The sequence below is a fragment of the Leifsonia tongyongensis genome (assembly GCF_010686705.1).
Classification (GTDB): domain Bacteria; phylum Actinomycetota; class Actinomycetes; order Actinomycetales; family Microbacteriaceae; genus Diaminobutyricibacter; species Diaminobutyricibacter tongyongensis.
The window spans coordinates 325,343-344,072 of sequence record NZ_JAAGWY010000002.1 but is presented as its reverse complement, the minus strand read 5'-3'; the positions used below and the strand labels follow the sequence as shown (position 1 = coordinate 344,072).

Below are 18,730 nucleotides of genomic sequence, written 5' to 3'. Positions count from 1 at the left end.
ACGGCTTAGATGACAAATCCTCAAGTTTGCTGTGCACCGCTCCCCCGGCCTTGTGAACCGGATGCCGCGGTGAAAGACTCGAAACGACGTCCGGGTCTCTGAATCGGGCCGTCACCTGGGGCGGTGGATGGTTCACCGATGTCACACACGAGCAGAATCAGCCGAGAAGGTCTGACGACTCCACGACGGGGGTACCCTCGCCGCGCGGGAGCGGTGTGTGCGATCGCATCCCTCTGCCTGCTCGGATTCGCCGATCCGAGCGCCGAAGCCTCGAGCTGCGAATCCCCGCCAGGCTCGACCTCGCAGACCGATCCGGTGACGACGCCGACGCCGGCAGCGACGCCGGCGCCGACAGCGACGCAGCCACCCGCTGGGTCCTCCGACGACACCGGCACCACGGCCGACCACTGCGATTCGACCACACCGCCGACCCGAGCGCCCGGCTCCGGCACCACACCCGACCCGATGAAGTCCCCCGACCCGGGCGATCCGCTCACAACGCCGACACCGACTCCTACCCCAACGCCAACGCCAACGCCAACACCGACTCCAACGCCAACCCCAACGCCAACACCGACCCCAACACCGACCCCAACGCCAACACCGACCCCAACACCGACGCCGAAGCCGACGCCACACCCGAACCCGACGCCACACTCGTCGGTCGACGACGAGCCGATCGCTCCGACCGCAGCGGCTCCGCAGCCGAACACGGCGCTGACTCAGAACGCGGCGATCAGCGCACTCGCTGCACGTTTCGAGGCCGAACTGGCCGCGTCGACCGCCAAGGTCGCCGACGCTCGTGCGCACTACGCGAACGTTTCGGCTGAGTACAACGCGGCGAAGGGCGAGTTCGATCAGGCGACCGAGCTCGCAGCGGATGCCGAGAAGCGTGCCGAGGCGGCCGAGGCGACAGCGACCGCATCAGCCCGGCTGCTGGTGCGCGAGGTGCGGGCGGGCGGCAATCCGCTCGCCTCGGCCGACCCGCTCGCGGCGATCCTCGCCGGAAGTGGCGGCAATCTCCTTCAGCGGCTCGGCTCGCTCGACCAGCTGGCACGCGAGACGGCCTCTCCGACGGAGGCGGCAGCTCGCGCCGAACACGACGCCATGTCGGCGCGAACGCTGCGGGCACAAGCCGACAAGGCGAAGGATGCTGTTGGCGCGATACCCGTCGACAGCCGGAAGCAGGCTGCGGCGACGGCATCGGCAGCGGTCGACGCGGCGGAGGCGAGCCTCGCCTCCGTGCAACTCCAGATCGCGTCGACCGGCACGGTGACCCGGTTCCCGAACTTCGTGGACGACGGCCGACTGGGCGGTCTCGGATGGGTCGACCCGGTTCGCGGCCCCATCACCGACGGCTATGGTCCGCGACCGTCACGCCCACTGGGCACCGGCCCCTTCCACTACGGCGACGACATAGGCGCCGCGTGCTCGACCTGGATCGTTGCCGCGGCCGCGGGGACCGTTGAAGCCACCGGTCCGAACGGCTCATACGGCAACTGGGTGATGATCGATCACGGACATGGAGTACAGACCGTCTATGCGCACATCAAGGACGGCGGCACGATCGTGCACGTCGGTGAAGCCGTGGTCGCCGGTCAGCCGATAGCACTTGTCGGCTCGACCGGCGCATCCACGGGCTGTCACCTGCACTTCGAGGTGCGGGTCGATGGTCAACGCATCGACCCGCAACCCTTCCTCGCAGCGCGAGGCGTGATCGTCGGACAGTAGGCCCGAGCGCAACGCCTACGGTTTGGGCCCGGCGATGTTCACGAGCCAGGTGATGCCGAACTTGTCGTTGAGCATGCCGAAGCTGTCGCCCCACGGCGCCTTCTCGAGCGGCTGGGTGACCGTTCCGTCGACGGCCAGCTTGTCCCAGTACCCCCGAAGCTCGGCCTCATCGTCACCGCTCAGCGAGATCGAGAAGTTGTCGCCGGGGGTGTAGTCCATGCGGTTCGGGGTGTCGGCGCCCATGAGAACAAGACCGCCTGGCGAGGTCAGCTGACCGTGCATGATCTTGTCGTTCTCGGCCGGGTCGTCGCTCGCCTGGAACTCGGCGAAGGTGCTCAGGTTGAGCTCACCTCCGAACACCGTCTGGTAGAACTCCATCGCCTGCTTAGCGTTGTCTCGAAAGCTGAGGTAGGGGTTCAGAATCGTTGGCATGTCGCGCCTCCTTGTTCATCGAATTGCGTTTCAGGCTACCGACGACCGCCGACATGCGCACCGGTCGATTCCACAACGGAACGTGCGGTCGCGGCCCCGCCGGCGCCATGCCGGTATGCGTCGACGATGAGGTCTCCCCGGATCTCTGCAAGACGATCGACAAGCCGCGCGATCAGCTGGTCGTTCATTCCGGAAGCCGTGAGATCGAAAGGGCCGATGGGTAGTAGTTTCCCGACGCGAATCCGTACGATTTCCCATCCGGCGCCCCTCAGGAGCCGGTCCTTGCGGCGGTCCGACTCCTCGCGTCGCCCGACGTGCTCCAGGCCGTCACGGCCCGTGGTGTCGTACTCGATGGCCACCTTGAGCTCGTCGATGACGATGTCCGGCCAGACTTCGACCTGCGAATAGAAGGGCCTGGCGATCTTCACGGCGTTCAGGCTCAGGTCGACGTCGAGGACCTGTCCGAGGAGCTGCCGGAGCTTCGCCTCCACGGCGGATGCGGGTTTCGGGGCCCACGGGCTCACGAATCCGGCCCCGACCGGGTAACGGTCGGCCGCGGCCGCGGCGTGACGGCAGGTCGGGCATCCCCGTCCGCGGAGGACGGAATCGATGGTCGCTTCGAACGACGGGTGCCCTTTTGCGCAGATCCACCGGTAGCGCTTGTCGGTTCGTGTCTCCGATTCCAGTTCGCTCCGACGGCCGGGTACGGCTCTCGCCACGAGTTCGGCGCGCGTGATCCCGACCTCGGCGAGTCTCCGGCACACGGCGCACCGCTCCCCCGGCGCGAGATCGCCGATCGCGCGGGGATCACGAGGGTGCCCGCACGCGAACAGGGTCGCGGGCTCCCGCACCGCGCCGATCGGCGACCGTCGGCGCTGTGCGAGCTCGCTGCATTCCGGGCACCAGGTCGAACGCCGTCGCGACCCTCCTGGCCGGCTGCGCTGCTCGTCGGGCGTGGCCACGAAACGGTGTCCTGTGTCGCACTCCCAGACGAGGAAGACGTCAGCGCCAGGCGGTACCTGGCTGAGGACGATCCCGCCGTTCAGGTCGGGATGGTACTGGCGGATGAGTGTCGGGTAGCGTTCCCAGTCCGTGCGGTAGGTACCGACCGGGTACGGCACCGCCGTTCCCTTCGTCCACTGGCGGCGCGCCCACCACTGCTGCACGCTCTCCGGCACGGTCCCGTCCTCCTCCGTCCATTCCCTTGAGGAACTGTACGTCCGACGACCGTCATCCGGCGAAGATCGGCGGCTCGCGGTCCGCCCACGGCATGGCCTGCTCGAGCTGCGCCGCGACCTGCAGCAGGCTGTCTTCCCGGCCCATCCCCGCGACGAGCTGCACTCCGATCGGCATCCCCGAGCGGGACTGACCGAGCGGCAGGCTGATCGCGGGATGCCCCGAGACGTTGGACGCCGCGGTGAAGGGTCCGAATTCGAGGATGCGCTCGAGCCAGGTCCGCGCCGTCCAGCGTGGATCGTCGTAGTCGAGTGTCCGATGAGCGAGCGGAAGCTCGGCCGTCACGGGGGTGACCAGGACGTCGATCCGGTCGAACACGTCCTCGACCGATCCGGTCACCCGACGCTGCGCCCGAACCCACGAGTCCAGGTCCGCATCCGTCATCGACGCTGTCTCCGAGACGATGGACCGGGAGACTGCCTCGAGCAGCCGTGTGTCCGGCCGGCGCGGCGCGAGCAGCAGCGCCTTCCCGGCCGCATGGATCGCGAGAAGAAGCGCATCGACGACGTCCCTCTGGTCGAAGCCCGTTGCGACCTCGGAGACGTCGTGTCCGATCCAGTCGAGCATCTCTGCTGCGCCCCGCGCTACCGCTGCCACCTCCTCGTCGACATCGACCGTCGACCCGGCGAGCGTGGTGAACCCGATTCGGAGCCGCCCTGGGTCGATCTGCGCGAGCTCTCCGTAGGGCCGCACAGGTCGTGGCAGTCCGCTCGGCGCCGCTACGGCGTCCAGCAGTGCCGCCGTGTCCCGCACCGTGCGGGTGAGTGCGAAGTCGACACCCATCGGCATCCCTCCGAACACGTCGGGCCCGGAGGTCGTCCTGCCGCGGCTGGGCTTGAGCCCGACGACACCGCAGCAGGCAGCCGGAATCCGGATCGACCCGGCACCGTCACTGCCGTGGGCGACCGGGACCGCACCTGCCGCGACGAGCGCCGCCGCTCCCCCGCTCGAACCGCCTGTGCCGCGCTCGAGGTTCCAGGGATTGCGCGTGACGCCGTGGAGACGGGACTCCGTCGCGAAGTTGAGGCTCAGCTCGGGAGCGCAGGTCTGCCCGACGGCCATGAGACCAGCGCGGCGGAAGCGGCGCATGAGCTCATGGTCCTCGTCGGCCACCCCGCGGATGGCCCGGCTGCCGTAGGCGAACGAGACGCCCCGTGCAAACGGTCCGCTGTCCTTGATCACGAACGGCACGCCGCCGAACGGGCCATCCTCGTCTGCGACGAGCGACGTTTCGAAGAGCGGCTGAGCCAGGGCTCCCAGATCGTCGGCGACGCCCATGATCGCCTCCCTGGCGACCGTGTCGACGTCGGCCGCGCTCACCTGACCGTCGGCGATCAGCTGCCGGAGCGCGACGGCGTCCAAGCGCGCGTAGTCGGTGCGGTCCAGGCTGCCTCCTCCGTCGGGCGTGTCCGTGAAGCTCCCTCCAGTCTTGCATCCGGTCGGCGTAGGCTCGCAGCAGTCGGCTGAGGAGGTTCAGGATGCGCGTCGAAGGCAGTGTGGCGCTGGTGACCGGAGCCAACCGCGGCCTGGGGAGTTCGTTCGCGACAGCACTGCTCGACGCGGGCGCCCGCACCGTCTACGCCGGAGTCCGCGACCCGTCGTCGGTGTCCGACCCGCGCCTCGTCCCCATTTGGCTGGATGTGACGGACCCGGCCCAGGTCGCAGCGGCCGCAGAGAGCTGCGCCGACGTCGACATTCTCGTCAACAATGCGGGCGTCATGCGCGCGAGCCCGTTCATTGCCGCCTCCAGCATCGACGGTGCGCGGGACGAGATGGAGGTCAACTACTTCGGGATGCTCACCCTCTGCCGCGCGTTCGCCCCGGTGCTCGACCGCAACGGTGGCGGCGCCATCGTGAACATGCTCTCGGCCGCGAGCTGGGTGACGCCGACAGCCACGGGCTCCTACGCGGGGTCGAAGGCTGCAGCGTGGGCGCTGACGAACGGAGTCCGCGTCGAGCTCAGGAGCCAGGGAACCCTGGTCGTCGCCGTGCACGCCGGGTTCATCGACACCGATATGGCCGCTCGCGTGCACGTCGCGAAGCTCGACCCGGGCGTCGTCGCGCGGATGGTCGTGGACGCCCTCCGCTCGGACACCGAGGAAGTGCTGGCCGACGACGAGACACGGGCTATCAAGGCAGCCCTCCCGCACGCGCTCGAGACGTTGTATCCGCCGATCCAGGCACGCTGGGACGAGCGGCACCCGCGCCCGCCTCGGCCGTGAGATGCGCATCCCCCACTAGTCTGCGGATATGGCACATGTGCTCACGTGGCTCACGCAGTCCGGTGTCGTCCAAGGGATCATCATCGGCGCCACGCTCGCCTTCCTGACGGCCATCCTGATCATGAACGTCGTCGCCAGGACGCTGACCACGACCGTCGACGGCTGGAGCAGTATCCGGGCCTCGGGCCGCCCGGGCAACGGCGTGCTCGCGCGAGCGGCCACCGCCAAAGCCCTTCCCGTGGTCAACGTGTTCGAAGAGGCCGCGTACTGGACGACCACCAGGGACGGCTCAGGGCAGAGGCTCAGCGGCAGATTCGACTACATCCTCCGTTTCCCGGCCGGGCAGCTGCCGCCGAATGACGCCTTCTGGTCGCTGACCGTGACGGATGTCGTCGGGTACATGGTGAGCAATCCGATCGGCCGGTCGAGCTTCGACGATCGTTCCGATCTCGTGAAGAACGACGACGGTTCGATCGACATCCACCTCGGGCACGCGGCTCCGCCCGGCCTCGAACGGAACTGGCTCCCCACTCCCTCCGGCGCCTTCAAGCTGATGCTCCGCGCCTACCTGCCCGGACCGGCGATTCTCGATGGCACCTACCGCGTGCCGCCGGTCGAACGGGCGGCCTGACATGAACCGCCTCATCCTGAAATACGCGACCCCTCTGACGGCGCTCGTCCTGGTGGTCTTCGCCTGGGTCGTCTACCGGCGCGTCGCGACCGGCAGCGACATCGTCGTGCTGGCTGTGACAGGGGTCGTCGTGTGGGCGATCGTCACGCCGGCCTTCATCATCCTGTGGCCGCGCCTCACCGTCGGAGGCTTCAAGAGAGCGATCCTCCGCCGCGGTCTCGGCGGCGGCCCCATCCCCGTCAACACCCTCTACGCCGAGCCGAGCGTGTCGTCCGCGTCGGCCTCGAACGGGAGCCTGATGGGAACAGGAACCGACGACCTTCTCTACATCGCCGGATGGCTCGACCTGAGGAACGGGCCGCGCGTACTGCACGTGCCGGAGATGGCGGGCCGGTACTACAGCGTGCAGTTCACCGATCCATCGAGCGGCGCCAATTTCGCGTACGTCGGCACACGGACGACGGGAACGGAGGCGGGCGACTATGTTCTCTGCGGACCCGGCTGGACAGGCACGGCACCGAGCGGCATGACCCGGATCGCTTCGCCGAACCACTCCGTGCTCGTCATCGGCCGCGTCTTCGTTGCGAGCGAGCGCGATCAGCCGGTCGCCTACGCGCTCGCGCAGCAGATCCAGCTTTCGCCACTCGCGTAGCCGACGGCCGGCATTCCGCTCCTAAGCCGTCCCCGCTTCGAGGTCGGCGATCGTCTTCAGGATGCGCCGTTGCCGGGTCTCGGCCGCTTTCGCAGCGTCGACAGCCATGACCAGGCGCCGCCTGTTGCTGTAGTTCAGTGCTCCGAAGGCCGCCTGCGCCTCCGGGCTGGACGACAGCGCGCCGGCGAAATCGGCCGGCACCTCGACCTCGCGGGGCGCGGTGTCCAGTTCGAGGTCGACATCGATCCGATTGCCCGCGGTGACCCCGGTGCTCTGCCTGACCTCCGCGCTGATCCCGAGCAGGTAGCGTCCGCCCATGAAGGCGACGCTGCTGCGATAGGTGTAGCCGTCGATAGTGACACTGACCGGCGGTCGCCGCCCTCCCCCGAGGGCCTCGACGACGTCGGCGGGAATCTCGATGCCGGTCGCCGTCTTACCGTGCGATTCGACGGTCGCCTGGATTCTCATCGCCAGTCCTTCACGTGTCTGCCAGCGCTTCGCCGAACCCCGACTCGACGAGGTCGGCCAGCGCGTTGACCGCTGCCTCCCCATCCGGATCGTTGCTGACGATCTCGGCCGATGCGCCGACATTGAGGCCGAGGGACATGATCCCGAGGAGGCTCCGCGCATCCTTGCCGTTCACGGTCACCTTGACGTCGAAGGTGTTCGCCAGCTTCACGAACTCGGCGGCGGGCCTGGCGTGCAGTCCGTCCTTGTTCCGAAGCGTCACATCGCGGACGAATCGGACCTCGGATGAAGGCCCCGACCCGGCAGACCCAGCACCGGATGCGGGTGGGGACGCGCTCTCGGCCATCCCCTCCCACGCCTGCCTGGCTCCCTCGGCCGCAGCCACGACCGCAACGAGGTCGCCTCCGGTCTCGGCGGCGACAGCAGCGGCGACGCCTCCTTCGACGAACGGCGCGTCCACGATCGCGACGCGTAACCGTTGATCGTCCGGAAGCTGGTCGTGCACCGTCTCCGCGATCATCAGGGCGGAGCCGAGGTCGCTGAGGACGACGGCGCCGGCGCCGGCATCCGCCTCGTCGATCGCCGAGGTGACCTTGACGAAGCTCGTACCGATGCCCCCGCCGTCGGTGCCGCCGGCCGCGACGAGCGCGACCGACGGTGCCATCTGTCCCGCCACCTCGGCGATCCCGTTGGCGAGCTCGGCACTGTGCGACACGAAGACGATTCCGACGCGAGCCGGGTCGCCGTCAGTCATCGTCGGCCACCACAGCAGCGGCACGGAGGATGATCGCCGTGGACTGGGCGCCCGGATCACGGTGCCCTGCGGAGCGCTCGCCGAGATAGCTCGCCCTCCCCTTGCGTGCGACCAGAGGCTCCGTGGCGACGGCTCCCGCCTCGGCGGCGGAGGCCGCCGCAGCGAGTATCGCGGCAGGCGACGCGCCATCCGCCGCCGCAGCCTGGGCGGCCTCGACAGCCGGTGTCCACGCATCGATCATGGTTTTGTCGCCGAGTTCCGCTTTGCCACGCGACACGATCCCGTCGCGCGCCGCGGTGAGCATCGACACCACCACGGCGCCGTCGAGCTCCGTCGCGGCTCCCAGCGGGTCCGCCGCCTTGAGGAAGGCCGTGCCGTAGAGCGGTCCGGACGCCCCGCCCACCGTCGAGATGAGTGTCATCGCGATCGAGCGCAGCGCCGCCGACGGCGTCGCGTCGTCCGGAAGCGCAGCAAGCGCGGTGACGACGGCGGAGAGGCCGCGGTCCATGTTCTCGCCGTGGTCGCCGTCGCCGATCTCCCGGTCGAGGTTGTTGAGCAGCGCCTTGTTCTCGGCGATCGCCGCCGCCGAGGCGCCCATCCAGCTATCGACCCAGCCCGTGTCCAGCTTCATGCCGTCACTCCCATCGTGTGTGCTGCGCCCATCGTGTGTACCGGTGCCTCAGACGCCCCAGCGGAGCGCAGGCGTGTTCACCGGCGCATCCCAGAGGGCGGTCAGTTCGTCGTCGAGCTTGAGCACCGTGATCGACACGCCCTGCATCTCCAGGGAGGTGACGAGGCTGCCCACCAGCGAACGCTCGAGCGTGATGCCGCGCTCGTCGAGGATCTCGGCCGCGCGCCGGAACACGATGTACAGCTCCGACTGCGGGGTTCCGCCCATCCCGTTCACGAACAGCAGGACTTTGTCACCGGATGCGAACGGCAGGTCGTCGAGGATCGCCGACATCAGGCGGTCTGTCAGTGCATCCGCCGGCTCGAGCTTGATGCGCTCTCGCCCGGGCTCACCATGGATGCCCACACCGAACTCGATCTCGTCGTCGGCCAGCTCGAACCCCGGCTCCCCTGCGTGAGGGACCGTGCCCGCCGCGAGTGCGAGACCCATCGAGCGGACCTGTCCGTTGACTTTCTCAGCGATCGCCGTCACTGCATCCAGATCGTCGCCGCGCTCCGCTGCTGCTCCTGCGATCTTCTCGACGAGCACCGTCCCGGCGACGCCGCGCCGCCCGGCCGTATACAGCGAGTCCTGCACGGCGACGTCGTCGTTGACGACGACAGCTCGCACCGTGGTCCCTTCCGCTGCCGCGAGGTCGGCTGCGGTCTCGAAGTTCAGAACGTCGCCCGTGTAGTTCTTGACGATGTGGAGGACCCCCGCGCCCCCGTCTGCCGCCTTGGTCGCACCGACGATCGGCATCGGTGTCGGTGATGTGAACACCTCACCCGGGACCGCGGCGTCGAGCATGCCGAGCCCGACGAAGCCGGCGTGCAGGGGCTCATGGCCGCTGCCACCACCGCTGACGAGGCCGACCTTGCCCTGGACGGGACCGCCGGCTCGGGAGACGAACCGCGGATCGTGGGACACCATGACGATGTCGGCGTGCGCTCGGGCGAACCCGTCGAGGGTCTCGTCCACGACGTCGGGGACGTCGTTGATGAGCTTCTTCATTGAAACCCTACCTTTCAGCGTGTGGCCGCAACCCACTCCTCGAGCTTCGAGGCAGCCGCCCCGGAGTCGATCGCCTGGGCGGCGACCGCCATTTTCGAACGGAAACGATCCAGGATGGCATCCTGAACCCTCGACGGGTCGAGCGCGAGCTCGTACGAAACGAGCCCCGCTGCCGCGTTGAGCAATACGATGTCGCGCACGGGGCCTTCCTGCCCGGCGAGCACGGCACGGACGACGTCGGCGTTGTGGGCCGCGTCGCCTCCCAGGAGGTCGGCGATCGTCGCCCGGGGAATACCGAGATCCCGCGGATCGATGTCGTGTTCGGTGACCAGGCCGCGTGAGACCTCCCACACGTGGCTGTGACCGGTGGTCGAGAGCTCGTCGAGCCCGTCGTCACCGCGGAACACGAGCGCCGTCGCGCCGCGCGTCTGGAAGACGCCGACGATCAGCGGTACACGGTCGAGCTGGGCCACCCCGACGGCGGACGCCTCGGGGCGCGCCGGGTTGCAGAGCGGACCGAGGAAGTTGAAGACGGTGGGGATGCCGAGCTCGGCACGCGCGGGGCCGGCGTTCGCGAATCCCGGATGGAACGCGGATGCGTACGCGAACGTGATCCCGGTGCGCTCGAAGACCTCCGCGACCTTCTCCGCAGGCAGGCCCAGGTCGATTCCGAGGGCCGCAAGCACATCCGACGACCCCGAGGACGAACTCGCGGCGCGGTTGCCGTGCTTGATGACCGGCACTCCCGCAGCCGCCGCGACGATGGCAGCCGTCGTCGAGACGTTCACGGTGCCGAAGCGGTCTCCACCGGTACCCACGATGTCGAGGGCCATCGGATTGACCGGCAAGGGGATGGCGTGGTCGAGGATCGCGTCGCGGAACCCGACGATCTCGTCGACGGTCTCGCCTTTCGCGCGCAGTGCGACAAGGAACCCGGCGAGCTGCGCAGACGTCGCCTTGCCGGTCATGACCTGCTCCATCGCCCACGCCGCATTGGCGACGCTCAGGTCTTCGCCGCCGAGCAGCGACGTAAGGGTGGACGACCAGCTCGGAGATTCCGTCATACAGCGATCCTACTGAGGCGGTGCAGTGCTGTGCCCAACCGCGTTCGAGCCTGCAAACTAAGGCAAGCCTAACCGGAAATCCGGCGCAGACTGGCCCGACGAATGAGAAAACCCCGACTCCTTTTCGGCCATAATGGAACCGTGACGAGCACCTCAATATCTCCTACGGCGAGTGCGCCCTCAATCAACCGGCCCAACGTCGTGGCTGTCGGCACCATTGTCTGGCTGGGCAGTGAGGTCATGTTCTTCGCGGGGCTCTTCGCGATCTACTTCACGCTGCGGTCGACATCGCCCGCACTGTGGGCCGCTGAGACCGCGCACCTCAACATTCCGTACTCGCTGACGAACACGATCATCCTGGTGTCGAGCTCGTTCACCTGCCAGTTCGGGGTGTTCGCCGCAGAGCGTCTTCAGCCCCGTTCCGTGGGCTGGAAGCCGAGCCAGTGGGGCATGGTCGAGTGGTTCACGCTCACCTACGCGCTCGGTGCGGTCTTCGTCGCGGGCCAGATCATGGAGTACGCCACGCTCGTCACCGAGGGCATCAGCCTGAGCTCCAACTCCTACGGTTCCGCCTTCTACCTCACCACCGGCTTCCACGGTCTGCACGTCACAGGCGGCCTCATCGCCTTCCTCCTCGTCATCGGCCGCGCGTTCGCGGTCAAGACCTTCGGTCACAAGGAGGCGACGAGCGCCATCGTCGTCTCCTATTACTGGCACTTCGTCGACGTCGTCTGGATCGGGCTCTTCCTGGTCATCTACGTTCTCAAATAGGAATCAGGAGCAGACCTCACCACCATGCGCGCCAACACGCACACCACGGCCCGACCGAGTCGACAGGCCCGTTCGAGCCGGCCGGCCGGTCCGAATCGCAAGGCCGGGCGCCGGCACCCGCTGGCGACGATCGCACTGATCGCGATCGGCCTCGGCCTCACCGGCGGAGCCTATGCGGCATTCAACACGTCGACCGCATCCGCAGCACCGACGGTCGCGTCGCAGGAGTCCGTCGACCAGGGCAAGAAGCTCTTCCAGGCCAACTGCGCGACCTGTCACGGTCTGAACGCGACCGGAACCAGCAACGGCCCGAGCCTCATCGGCGTCGGTGCGGCGGCCGTCGACTTCCAGGTCGGCACGGGCCGCATGCCGATGGCCATGCAGGGGCCCCAGGCACCCGAGAAGCCGGTCCAGTTCACCGAAGCCGACATCAAGGCGCTCTCCGCCTACGTCGCATCGCTCGCCCCCGGGCCGGGGATTCCTGACGCGTCGCTGCTCGACGGCAAAGGCAACGCCGCCAACGGCGGTGAGCTCTTCCGCGTCAACTGCGCCATGTGCCACAACGTCGCCGGCGCGGGTGGCGCACTCACCGAGGGCAAGTACGCTCCGCCGCTGAAGGGCGTCAGCGCCCAGCACATCTACGAGGCGATGGTCACAGGGCCCCAGAACATGCCCGTGTTCAACGACCTGAACATCTCGCCGTCCGACAAGCGCGACATCATCACCTACCTCAAGTACATCGAGAAGAACCAGTCCCCGGGCGGATTCGAGCTCGGTTCGCTCGGCCCCGTCGCCGAGGGCCTGTTCCTCTGGATCTTCGGTGTCGGCGCCGTCATTGCGCTGACCGTCTGGATCACAGCGAAGTCGAACTAGCCGGTACTTGACATGACACAGCGCACGAAGGAGAACAATGGCACAGGACGATAACGGCGGCACCGAGCTGACTCCGGCCGGCTCGTCGGCCGTCGAAGTCCACAGGGAGGGCGACCCCGGTACGGCGGTCATCCTGCACGACCCTGTCGAGAACCCGGGATTCCCGCCGCACCGATTGCGTGTGACGGACATCGACCCGAAGAAGGCACGCCGGGCCGAACGGGTGATCTACACCTTGTTCTACCTGTCGATCGCCGGAAGCGTCTGGGCCATTGCCGCCTACATGGCATTCCCGATCGAGGACAACGACCCCGGTTCGGTCCACCTAAACAACATGTTCATCGGTCTCGGCATCGCGCTCGCGCTCCTCGCCATCGGCATCGGCGCCGTCCACTGGGGCAAGGCCCTCATGCACGAGCGCGAGGGCATCGACCTGCGCCACCCGACCCGTGGCAAAGCACAGACCACCGAACGTGCGGCCGAGATCTTCCGCATCGCCGACGAGGAGTCCGGATTCAACCGGCGCACGCTCATCCGCAACAGCCTCATCGGCGCGCTCGTCGTCTTCCCCCTTCCCGCCGTCGTCCTCTTCCGCGGTCTCGCGCCGCAGAACGAGAACCCGGTGACTCTCCTCTCCCACACCATGTGGAAGAAGGGCCTGCGTCTCACGCGCGACCCGTCCGGTACGCCGATCAAGGCCGCGGACGTCACGCTCGGTTCCGCTTTCCACGTGATCCCCGAGGGGCTCAACGAGAGAGAGGACGCCCTGGAGCAGAAGGCGAAAGCCGCAGTGCTGCTCATGCGCCTCAAGCCGGAGGACCTCCACGTCTCCCCCGGCCGCAGGGACTGGAACTACGACGGAATCGTCGCCTACTCCAAGATCTGCACCCACGTCGGCTGCCCGGTCGCACTGTACGAGCAGCAGACCCACCACCTGCTGTGCCCGTGCCACCAGTCGCAGTTCGACATCACGCACGAGGCCGAAGTCATCTTCGGGCCGGCCAAACGCCCGCTGCCCCAGCTGCCGATCACGGTCGACTCCGAGGGCTACCTCATCGCACGCAGTGACTTCACCGAGCCAGTCGGACCGAGCTTCTGGGAGCGCAGTTGAGCACGTCAGCAGCCGCATCGTCTGCGGCACACTTCGAAGGGCCCACCACGGTGGCCCCCGCCAAGAAGGGCGGGTTCACGGCGGCCGCCGCGAACTACATCGAAGACCGCACCAGCATCTCCGGCGCGGTCAAGGAGTTCGGTCGCAAGATCTTCCCCGACCACTGGTCGTTCCTCCTTGGTGAGGTCGCCCTCTACAGCTTCATCGTCATCCTGCTGACGGGGACGTTCCTGACGTTCTTCTTCCAGGCCTCGATGGCCGAGGTCGTCTACAACGGCTCGTACGTCCCCCTCAAGGGCGTATCCATGTCTGCTGCGATGTCGAGCACCCTGAACATCTCGTTCGAGATCCGCGGCGGTCTGCTGATGCGCCAGATCCACCACTGGGCGGCCCTGCTGTTCGTGGCTGCGATCGGCCTTCACATGCTGCGCGTGTTCTTCACCGGCGCCTTCCGCAAGCCGCGCGAACTCAACTGGGTCATCGGCTTCACGCTGTTCATCCTGGCGATGGCCGAGGGCTTCACGGGATACTCGCTTCCTGACGACCTGCTCTCGGGCAACGGCCTCCGCATCATCGACGGACTGATCAAGGGCATCCCGGTCATCGGGACCTGGACCTCGTTCCTCCTGTTCGGCGGCGAGTTCCCCGGCACGGCGATCGTCGGCCGGCTGTACACGCTCCATATTCTGTTGCTGCCGGCGCTGGTGGTCGCCTTCATCGGGCTCCATCTGGTCTTCGTCGTCATCCACAAGCACACCCAGTACGCGGCGCCTGGCCGAACCGAAGGCAACGTCGTCGGCTATCCGGTCCTCCCGGTGTACGCCGCGAAGGCCGGCGGCTTCTTCTTCATCATCTTCGGTGTGATCGCACTGATCGCCTCGCTGTTCACGATCAACCCGATCTGGAACTACGGTCCATATGACCCATCGCCGGTGTCGGCGGGCACACAGCCCGACTGGTACATCGGCTTCGCCGACGGTGCACTGCGCCTGATCCCACCGGGCTGGGAGTTCGTCTGGCTGAATCGCACGTGGTCGTTCAACATCATCGTCCCGCTCGTGGCGATCGGCGTCTTCATCGTGCTGGTCTGGTTCTACCCGTTCATCGAAGCCTGGATCACGGGCGACAAGCGTGAGCACCACCTGCTGGACCGCCCGCGCAACGCGGCCACCCGCACGGCGATCGGTGCAGCAGGCGTGACGTTCTATGCGGCCCTCTGGGCTGCGGCGAGCTCGGACATCATCGCCGTGCACTTCAAAGTGACCATGGAAGGCGTGATCCACGCGATCCAGGCCATGGCGATCCTCGGACCGTTCATCGCCTACTTCCTCACGAAGCGCGTCTGCATCGCCCTTCAGAAGAAGGATCGCTCGATCGCGCTCCACGGCTTCGAATCGGGTCGTATCGTCAAGCTGCCCGGCGGCGAGTTCATCGAGGTGCATGAGCCGCTCGACGAGTACGAGCGCTGGCGCCTGGTGAGCTTCGAAACGTACGAGCCTCTGATGGTCCGCCCGAACGACAAAGGCAAGATCACCTTGGGCACGCGGATGCGCTCCGGGCTGTCCCGCTGGTTCTTCGAGGACCGGATCGTTCCGCCGAGCAGGGGCGAGCTCGAGTCGAGTTCCGGTCACCACTAGGTCCGGACGTCCAGCTCACGGTACGAATGCGCCGGCCGCGATTTCGATCGCGGTCGGCGCATTCGCCTTCTCGGACCGGTACGGCAGCCCGCGACAGGAGGAACGAATGTCTGCTGAGACGCTCGCAGAGTGGCTGACGTGCCCGGTGTGCAGGGAGCCTTTGGCCGCGGTCTCAGGCAGCATCCTGGGCTGCACGACCGGGCATCGCTACGACGTCAACAAGCGCGGCTACGTGTCGCTGCTCGGTCCGCGCTCGCGGGTCGTCGGAGACACCGCTTCGATGCTGGATGCTCGTGCGCAGGTTCTCGATCGGGGAACCTATGCGCCCATCGTCGACGCCCTCAGCAGGATCCTGAACACGGCCCCGGGGGCCAGCCGCATCGTCGACACCGGCACCGGCACCGGCTACTACCTGCGGTCGCTCCTCGCGACTCGCCCAGGCGTTCGCGGTCTCGCGATGGATCTCTCCCCCGCCGCCGTCTCACGAGCCGTCAGAGGTTCGGGCGCTGTCGACGGTCTGGTCGCCGACACGTGGCGGCCGCTTCCGATCCGGGACGGCATCGCCGACCTCGTGCTCAACGTCTTCGCTCCGCGCAACCTGCCGGAATTCCACCGCATCCTGGCACCGGGCGGCCTGCTTGCAGTCGTCGTGCCGCGCCCGGAGCACCTGCAGGAACTCCGCGAAGGGGGGCGGATGCTCGACGTGCCCGCCGACAAGGCTGCCACGCTGATCGAATCCGCCGATTCGCTCTTCGGGCTCGCAGCGGAAACCGCTGTCGTGTTCGACATCGCGTACGACACTGCTGTCGCGGACTCCTTGGTGACGATGGGTCCGTCAGCACATCATGTGACGGGGCCCGCCCCGTCGCAGCCGGCCGCGAAGTCCACGGTCACTGCGGCTGTCGACGTTCTCGCGTTCAGGTCGCGTTAGCCAGGTCGCGTTAGCCAGGTCGCACGAGCCAGGTCGCGTTAGCCAGGCCCCAGGAGTCAGGTCGCGTTAGCCGGGCCGCACGAGTCAGGTCGCGTTAGCCGGGCCGCACGAGCCAGGTCGCGTTAGCCGGGCCGCACGAGCCAGGTCGCGTTAGCCAGGCCCCAGGAGTCAGGTCGCGTTAGCCGGGCCGCACGAGCCAGGTCGCGTTAGCCAGGTCGCACGAGCCAGGTCGCGTTAGCCAGGCCGCACGAGCCAGGTCGCGTTAGCTAGGCCGCACGAGCCAGGTCGCACGAGCCAGGCCGCACGAGCCAGCCAGGGACACGCTCGCCGCGATCCCTACCCAGCGGTCACCAGCCAGCCGTCAGCGAGCGAAGTATCCGCGGTAGTACTCGTAGGTCCAACCGACCAGGCAGACGATCGTGAACGCCACTCCGATGTACGCGAGCCAGAATCCCACGGCGATTCCGAGTACGACGAGGCCCGCGCCGAACGCGAGGGCGATCGGCCACCAGCTCCACGGGCTGAAGTGCCCGAGCTCAGGATCGCCGTCGTCGATGTTGGCGTCGAGGAGGTCCTCCGGCAGTTCGCCGCCCTGCGACCTGTGCGACCGACTGATGTAGAAGGCGAGGAAGGTACCCAGGATCGTGCTCAGCGTGAGCGCTACCGTACCAACCCACTCGACCTTGCCGTAGTAGAGAAGGCTCCACACCGTGTAGAGGACCGCCGAGAAGAGGAAGAACCCCGCAAGGATCCAGAACAGGTTCGCATTGGCCCTCATGTCACTTCACCTTCTCGCTGTCGAGGTCGTAAACAGGTCCATCCGGTGCGTCTTTGCCCGCTCCGATTCCGAGGGGGATGCCCGCCTCGGGGTGGTTGAGGTCGAACGCGGGCGACTCGCTGCGGATGCGCGGAATCGACGTGAAGTTGTGGCGGGGCGGCGGGCAGCTGGTCGCCCACTCGAGGGACCGGCCGTAACCCCACGGGTCGTTCACCGTCACTCGCGGTGCGTTGCGCGCGGTGAGGTAGACGTTCACGAAGAACGGGATCATCGAGATGGCGAGGATTCCAGCGCCGATGCTCGACACCTGGTTCATCCAGGTGAAGCCGTCTTGCGGCAGGTAGGTCGCATACCGTCGCGGCATACCGATGACGCCCAGCCAGTGCTGAATCAGGAACGTCGTGTGGAAGCCGATGAAGAGCAGCCAGAAATGCCACTTCCCGAGCCGGTCGTTCAGCATCTTGCCGGTCCACTTGGGCCACCAGAAGTAGAAGCCGGAGAACATCGCGAACACGACCGTTCCGAACACCACGTAGTGGAAGTGGGCGACGACGAAATACGTGTCCGAAACGTGGAAGTCGAGCGGCGGCGATGCGAGGATCACACCGGTGAGGCCACCGAACGTGAACGTGATCAGGAAGCCGATCGCCCAGAGCATCGGCGACTCGAACGTCACCGAGCCACGCCACATGGTTCCGATCCAGTTGAAGATCTTCACACCGGTCGGCACCGCGATGAGCATCGTCATCAGCGAGAAGAACGGCAGCAGGACCGAGCCGGTCACGTACATGTGGTGGGCCCACACGGTAACGGACAGGGCAGCGATCGAGATCGTCGCGTAGATCAGGGTCTTGTACCCGAAGATCGGCTTGCGGCTGAAGACGGGGAACACCTCGGAGACGATGCCGAAGAACGGCAGCGCGATGATGTACACCTCGGGGTGGCCGAAGAACCAGAAGAGGTGCTGCCAGAGGAGCACACCGCCGTTACCGGGATCGTAGATGTGCGCATCGAAGACGCGGTCGGCCGCGAGGGCGAACAGCGCCGCCGCGAGGACGGGGAACGCCATCAGCACCAGGATCGAGGTGACGAGCGCGTTCCACGTGAAGATCGGCATGCGGAACATGGTCATGCCCGGGGCGCGCATCGTGATGATCGTGGTGATGAAGTTGACTGCACCGAGGATCGTGCCGAAACCCGACAACCCGAGGCCGAGGACCCAGAGGTTGCCTCCGACGCCTGGTGAGAAGGTGGTGCTCGACAGCGGCGCGTACGCGAACCATCCGAACGATGCGGCGCCTTGCGGAGTCAGGAACCCTGCGACGGCGATGAGCGAGCCGAAGCTGTAGAACCAGTACGCCAGGGCGTTCAACCGCGGGAATGCGACGTCAGGGGCGCCGATCTGGAGCGGCATCAGCACGTTCACGAAGCCGGCGAACAGAGGCGTCGCGAACATCAGCAGCATGATCGTGCCGTGCATGGTGAACAGCTGGTTGTACTGTTCCTTCGTCTGCACGACCTGGAGGCCGGGCTCGAAGAGCTGGGCGCGGATGATCAGGGCCATGACGCCGCCGATCAGGAAGTACAGGAACGAGGTCACCAGGTAGAGGTAACCGATCGTCTTGTGGTCGGTCGAGGTGATGTAGCTGACCAGGAGGTTGCCCTTGCGCTCCACATTGCCGGCGTTGAACGCCTGCGTTGCCTTGGGGAGCGGGGTAACCGTCGATGCGGGAGCGGGTGCTGTCGTCGTAGTCATGG

At 67.1% G+C, this 18,730-nt stretch carries 19 protein-coding genes; 9 read left to right on the top strand and 10 right to left on the bottom strand.

Features of this window, described 5'->3' with window-relative positions; all coding sequences use genetic code 11:
- The first annotated feature begins 138 nt into the window (after positions 1-138).
- Positions 139-1,731 (top strand): M23 family metallopeptidase, encoded by a 1,593-nt coding sequence (locus G3T36_RS09620; RefSeq protein WP_240148427.1) that lies wholly within the window; start codon positions 139-141, stop codon positions 1,729-1,731.
- Between the two features lie 15 nt (positions 1,732-1,746).
- Here the strand turns inward: G3T36_RS09620 and G3T36_RS09615 are convergent, their stop codons facing one another.
- Genes G3T36_RS09615 through G3T36_RS09605 form a run of 3 tightly spaced genes read right to left on the bottom strand, consistent with a single transcriptional unit; the run spans position 1,747 to position 4,761 of the window.
- The gene (locus tag G3T36_RS09615) at positions 1,747-2,163 is read right to left on the bottom strand and encodes a VOC family protein (protein ID WP_163289579.1); all 417 of its coding nucleotides are present in this window, start codon (positions 2,161-2,163) and stop codon (positions 1,747-1,749) included.
- Between the two features lie 35 nt (positions 2,164-2,198).
- Positions 2,199-3,341: a zinc-ribbon domain-containing protein gene (locus G3T36_RS09610; protein ID WP_163289578.1), complete on the bottom strand. Its 1,143-nt coding sequence runs from the start codon at positions 3,339-3,341 to the stop codon at positions 2,199-2,201.
- Between the two features lie 52 nt (positions 3,342-3,393).
- Positions 3,394-4,761 carry an amidase gene (locus G3T36_RS09605; protein ID WP_205245047.1) on the bottom strand — a complete coding sequence of 456 codons (1,368 nt, stop codon included), beginning with the start codon at positions 4,759-4,761 and terminating at the stop codon, positions 3,394-3,396.
- 116 nt (positions 4,762-4,877) lie between these two features.
- Between G3T36_RS09605 and G3T36_RS09600 the strand changes: the two genes are divergently transcribed.
- From G3T36_RS09600 to G3T36_RS09590, 3 genes are read left to right on the top strand one after another with little or no spacing between them, the layout of a single operon-like run.
- Entirely contained in the window at positions 4,878-5,621 is a 744-nt protein-coding gene (locus G3T36_RS09600; protein WP_163289577.1) for an SDR family oxidoreductase, read from the top strand.
- Between the two features lie 28 nt (positions 5,622-5,649).
- Entirely contained in the window at positions 5,650-6,252 is a 603-nt protein-coding gene (locus G3T36_RS09595) for a DUF1214 domain-containing protein (RefSeq protein ID WP_163289576.1), read from the top strand.
- Between the two features lies 1 nt (position 6,253).
- Positions 6,254-6,904 (top strand): DUF1254 domain-containing protein, encoded by a 651-nt coding sequence (locus G3T36_RS09590; RefSeq protein WP_163289575.1) that lies wholly within the window; start codon positions 6,254-6,256, stop codon positions 6,902-6,904.
- A 21-nt stretch (positions 6,905-6,925) separates the two neighbouring features.
- Here G3T36_RS09590 and G3T36_RS09585 read toward each other — a convergent pair whose 3' ends face one another.
- Genes G3T36_RS09585 through trpD form a run of 5 tightly spaced genes read right to left on the bottom strand, consistent with a single transcriptional unit; the run spans position 6,926 to position 10,871 of the window.
- Positions 6,926-7,372, bottom strand: a complete 447-nt coding sequence (locus G3T36_RS09585; RefSeq protein WP_163289574.1) for a YdeI/OmpD-associated family protein — start codon at positions 7,370-7,372, stop codon at positions 6,926-6,928.
- 10 nt (positions 7,373-7,382) lie between these two features.
- A complete protein-coding gene (gene dhaM / locus G3T36_RS09580; RefSeq protein ID WP_163289573.1) occupies positions 7,383-8,126 on the bottom strand; it encodes a dihydroxyacetone kinase phosphoryl donor subunit DhaM in 744 nt (247 codons plus the stop codon).
- Positions 8,119-8,757, bottom strand: coding sequence for a dihydroxyacetone kinase subunit DhaL (dhaL, locus tag G3T36_RS09575; protein WP_163289572.1), 639 nt, complete (start codon positions 8,755-8,757; stop codon positions 8,119-8,121). Before dhaL ends, dhaM begins: the two co-directional genes overlap by 8 nt.
- A gap of 48 nt (positions 8,758-8,805) precedes the next feature.
- Positions 8,806-9,807, bottom strand: coding sequence for a dihydroxyacetone kinase subunit DhaK (gene dhaK / locus G3T36_RS09570; protein ID WP_163289571.1), 1,002 nt, complete (start codon positions 9,805-9,807; stop codon positions 8,806-8,808).
- 14 nt (positions 9,808-9,821) lie between these two features.
- The gene (gene trpD, locus G3T36_RS09565) at positions 9,822-10,871 is read right to left on the bottom strand and encodes an anthranilate phosphoribosyltransferase (RefSeq protein ID WP_163289570.1); all 1,050 of its coding nucleotides are present in this window, start codon (positions 10,869-10,871) and stop codon (positions 9,822-9,824) included.
- Positions 10,872-10,973: 102 nt separating this feature from the next.
- Between trpD and ctaE the strand changes: the two genes are divergently transcribed.
- The 5 genes from ctaE (at position 10,974) to G3T36_RS09540 (ending at position 16,194) form a co-directional block, all read left to right on the top strand.
- Positions 10,974-11,642, top strand: a complete 669-nt coding sequence (gene ctaE, locus G3T36_RS09560) for an aa3-type cytochrome oxidase subunit III (protein ID WP_193571058.1) — start codon at positions 10,974-10,976, stop codon at positions 11,640-11,642.
- A gap of 24 nt (positions 11,643-11,666) precedes the next feature.
- Positions 11,667-12,515, top strand: a complete 849-nt coding sequence (qcrC, locus tag G3T36_RS09555) for a cytochrome bc1 complex diheme cytochrome c subunit (protein WP_163289569.1) — start codon at positions 11,667-11,669, stop codon at positions 12,513-12,515.
- Positions 12,516-12,552: 37 nt separating this feature from the next.
- A complete protein-coding gene (gene qcrA / locus G3T36_RS09550; RefSeq protein WP_163289568.1) occupies positions 12,553-13,626 on the top strand; it encodes a cytochrome bc1 complex Rieske iron-sulfur subunit in 1,074 nt (357 codons plus the stop codon).
- The gene (gene qcrB / locus G3T36_RS09545; RefSeq protein WP_240148426.1) at positions 13,623-15,263 is read left to right on the top strand and encodes a cytochrome bc1 complex cytochrome b subunit; all 1,641 of its coding nucleotides are present in this window, start codon (positions 13,623-13,625) and stop codon (positions 15,261-15,263) included. Before qcrA ends, qcrB begins: the two co-directional genes overlap by 4 nt.
- Before the next feature lie 106 nt (positions 15,264-15,369).
- On the top strand, positions 15,370-16,194 hold the full coding sequence (locus G3T36_RS09540; protein WP_163289567.1) for a putative RNA methyltransferase: 825 nt from the start codon (positions 15,370-15,372) through the stop codon (positions 16,192-16,194).
- 361 nt (positions 16,195-16,555) lie between these two features.
- Here the strand turns inward: G3T36_RS09540 and G3T36_RS09535 are convergent, their stop codons facing one another.
- Both G3T36_RS09535 and ctaD read right to left on the bottom strand, forming a co-directional pair.
- Complete coding sequence (locus G3T36_RS09535) at positions 16,556-16,972, bottom strand: cytochrome c oxidase subunit 4 (RefSeq protein ID WP_163289566.1); 417 nt, start codon at positions 16,970-16,972, stop codon at positions 16,556-16,558.
- A 1-nt stretch (position 16,973) separates the two neighbouring features.
- On the bottom strand, positions 16,974-18,728 hold the full coding sequence (gene ctaD, locus G3T36_RS09530) for an aa3-type cytochrome oxidase subunit I (RefSeq protein ID WP_240148425.1): 1,755 nt from the start codon (positions 18,726-18,728) through the stop codon (positions 16,974-16,976).
- Positions 18,729-18,730: the final 2 nt, after the last annotated feature.

Excerpts from the sequence above, each read along its gene's own strand:
- dhaM (WP_163289573.1), bottom strand. The coding sequence starts at position 8,126 with ATGACTGACGGCGACCCGGCTCGCGTCGGAATCGTCTTCGTGTCGCAC.
- trpD (WP_163289570.1), bottom strand. The coding sequence starts at position 10,871 with ATGACGGAATCTCCGAGCTGGTCGTCCACCCTTACGTCGCTGCTCGGC.
- dhaL (WP_163289572.1), bottom strand. The coding sequence starts at position 8,757 with ATGAAGCTGGACACGGGCTGGGTCGATAGCTGGATGGGCGCCTCGGCG.
- qcrA (WP_163289568.1), top strand. The coding sequence starts at position 12,553 with ATGGCACAGGACGATAACGGCGGCACCGAGCTGACTCCGGCCGGCTCG.
- G3T36_RS09595 (WP_163289576.1), top strand. The coding sequence starts at position 5,650 with ATGGCACATGTGCTCACGTGGCTCACGCAGTCCGGTGTCGTCCAAGGG.
- qcrC (WP_163289569.1), top strand. The coding sequence starts at position 11,667 with ATGCGCGCCAACACGCACACCACGGCCCGACCGAGTCGACAGGCCCGT.
- G3T36_RS09615 (WP_163289579.1), bottom strand. The coding sequence starts at position 2,163 with ATGCCAACGATTCTGAACCCCTACCTCAGCTTTCGAGACAACGCTAAG.
- dhaK (WP_163289571.1), bottom strand. The coding sequence starts at position 9,807 with ATGAAGAAGCTCATCAACGACGTCCCCGACGTCGTGGACGAGACCCTC.
- G3T36_RS09535 (WP_163289566.1), bottom strand. The coding sequence starts at position 16,972 with ATGAGGGCCAATGCGAACCTGTTCTGGATCCTTGCGGGGTTCTTCCTC.
- G3T36_RS09590 (WP_163289575.1), top strand. The coding sequence starts at position 6,254 with ATGAACCGCCTCATCCTGAAATACGCGACCCCTCTGACGGCGCTCGTC.
- G3T36_RS09540 (WP_163289567.1), top strand. The coding sequence starts at position 15,370 with ATGTCTGCTGAGACGCTCGCAGAGTGGCTGACGTGCCCGGTGTGCAGG.
- G3T36_RS09585 (WP_163289574.1), bottom strand. The coding sequence starts at position 7,372 with ATGAGAATCCAGGCGACCGTCGAATCGCACGGTAAGACGGCGACCGGC.
- ctaE (WP_193571058.1), top strand. The coding sequence starts at position 10,974 with ATGAGAAAACCCCGACTCCTTTTCGGCCATAATGGAACCGTGACGAGC.
- ctaD (WP_240148425.1), bottom strand. The coding sequence starts at position 18,728 with ATGACTACGACGACAGCACCCGCTCCCGCATCGACGGTTACCCCGCTC.
- G3T36_RS09620 (WP_240148427.1), top strand. The coding sequence starts at position 139 with ATGTCACACACGAGCAGAATCAGCCGAGAAGGTCTGACGACTCCACGA.
- G3T36_RS09600 (WP_163289577.1), top strand. The coding sequence starts at position 4,878 with ATGCGCGTCGAAGGCAGTGTGGCGCTGGTGACCGGAGCCAACCGCGGC.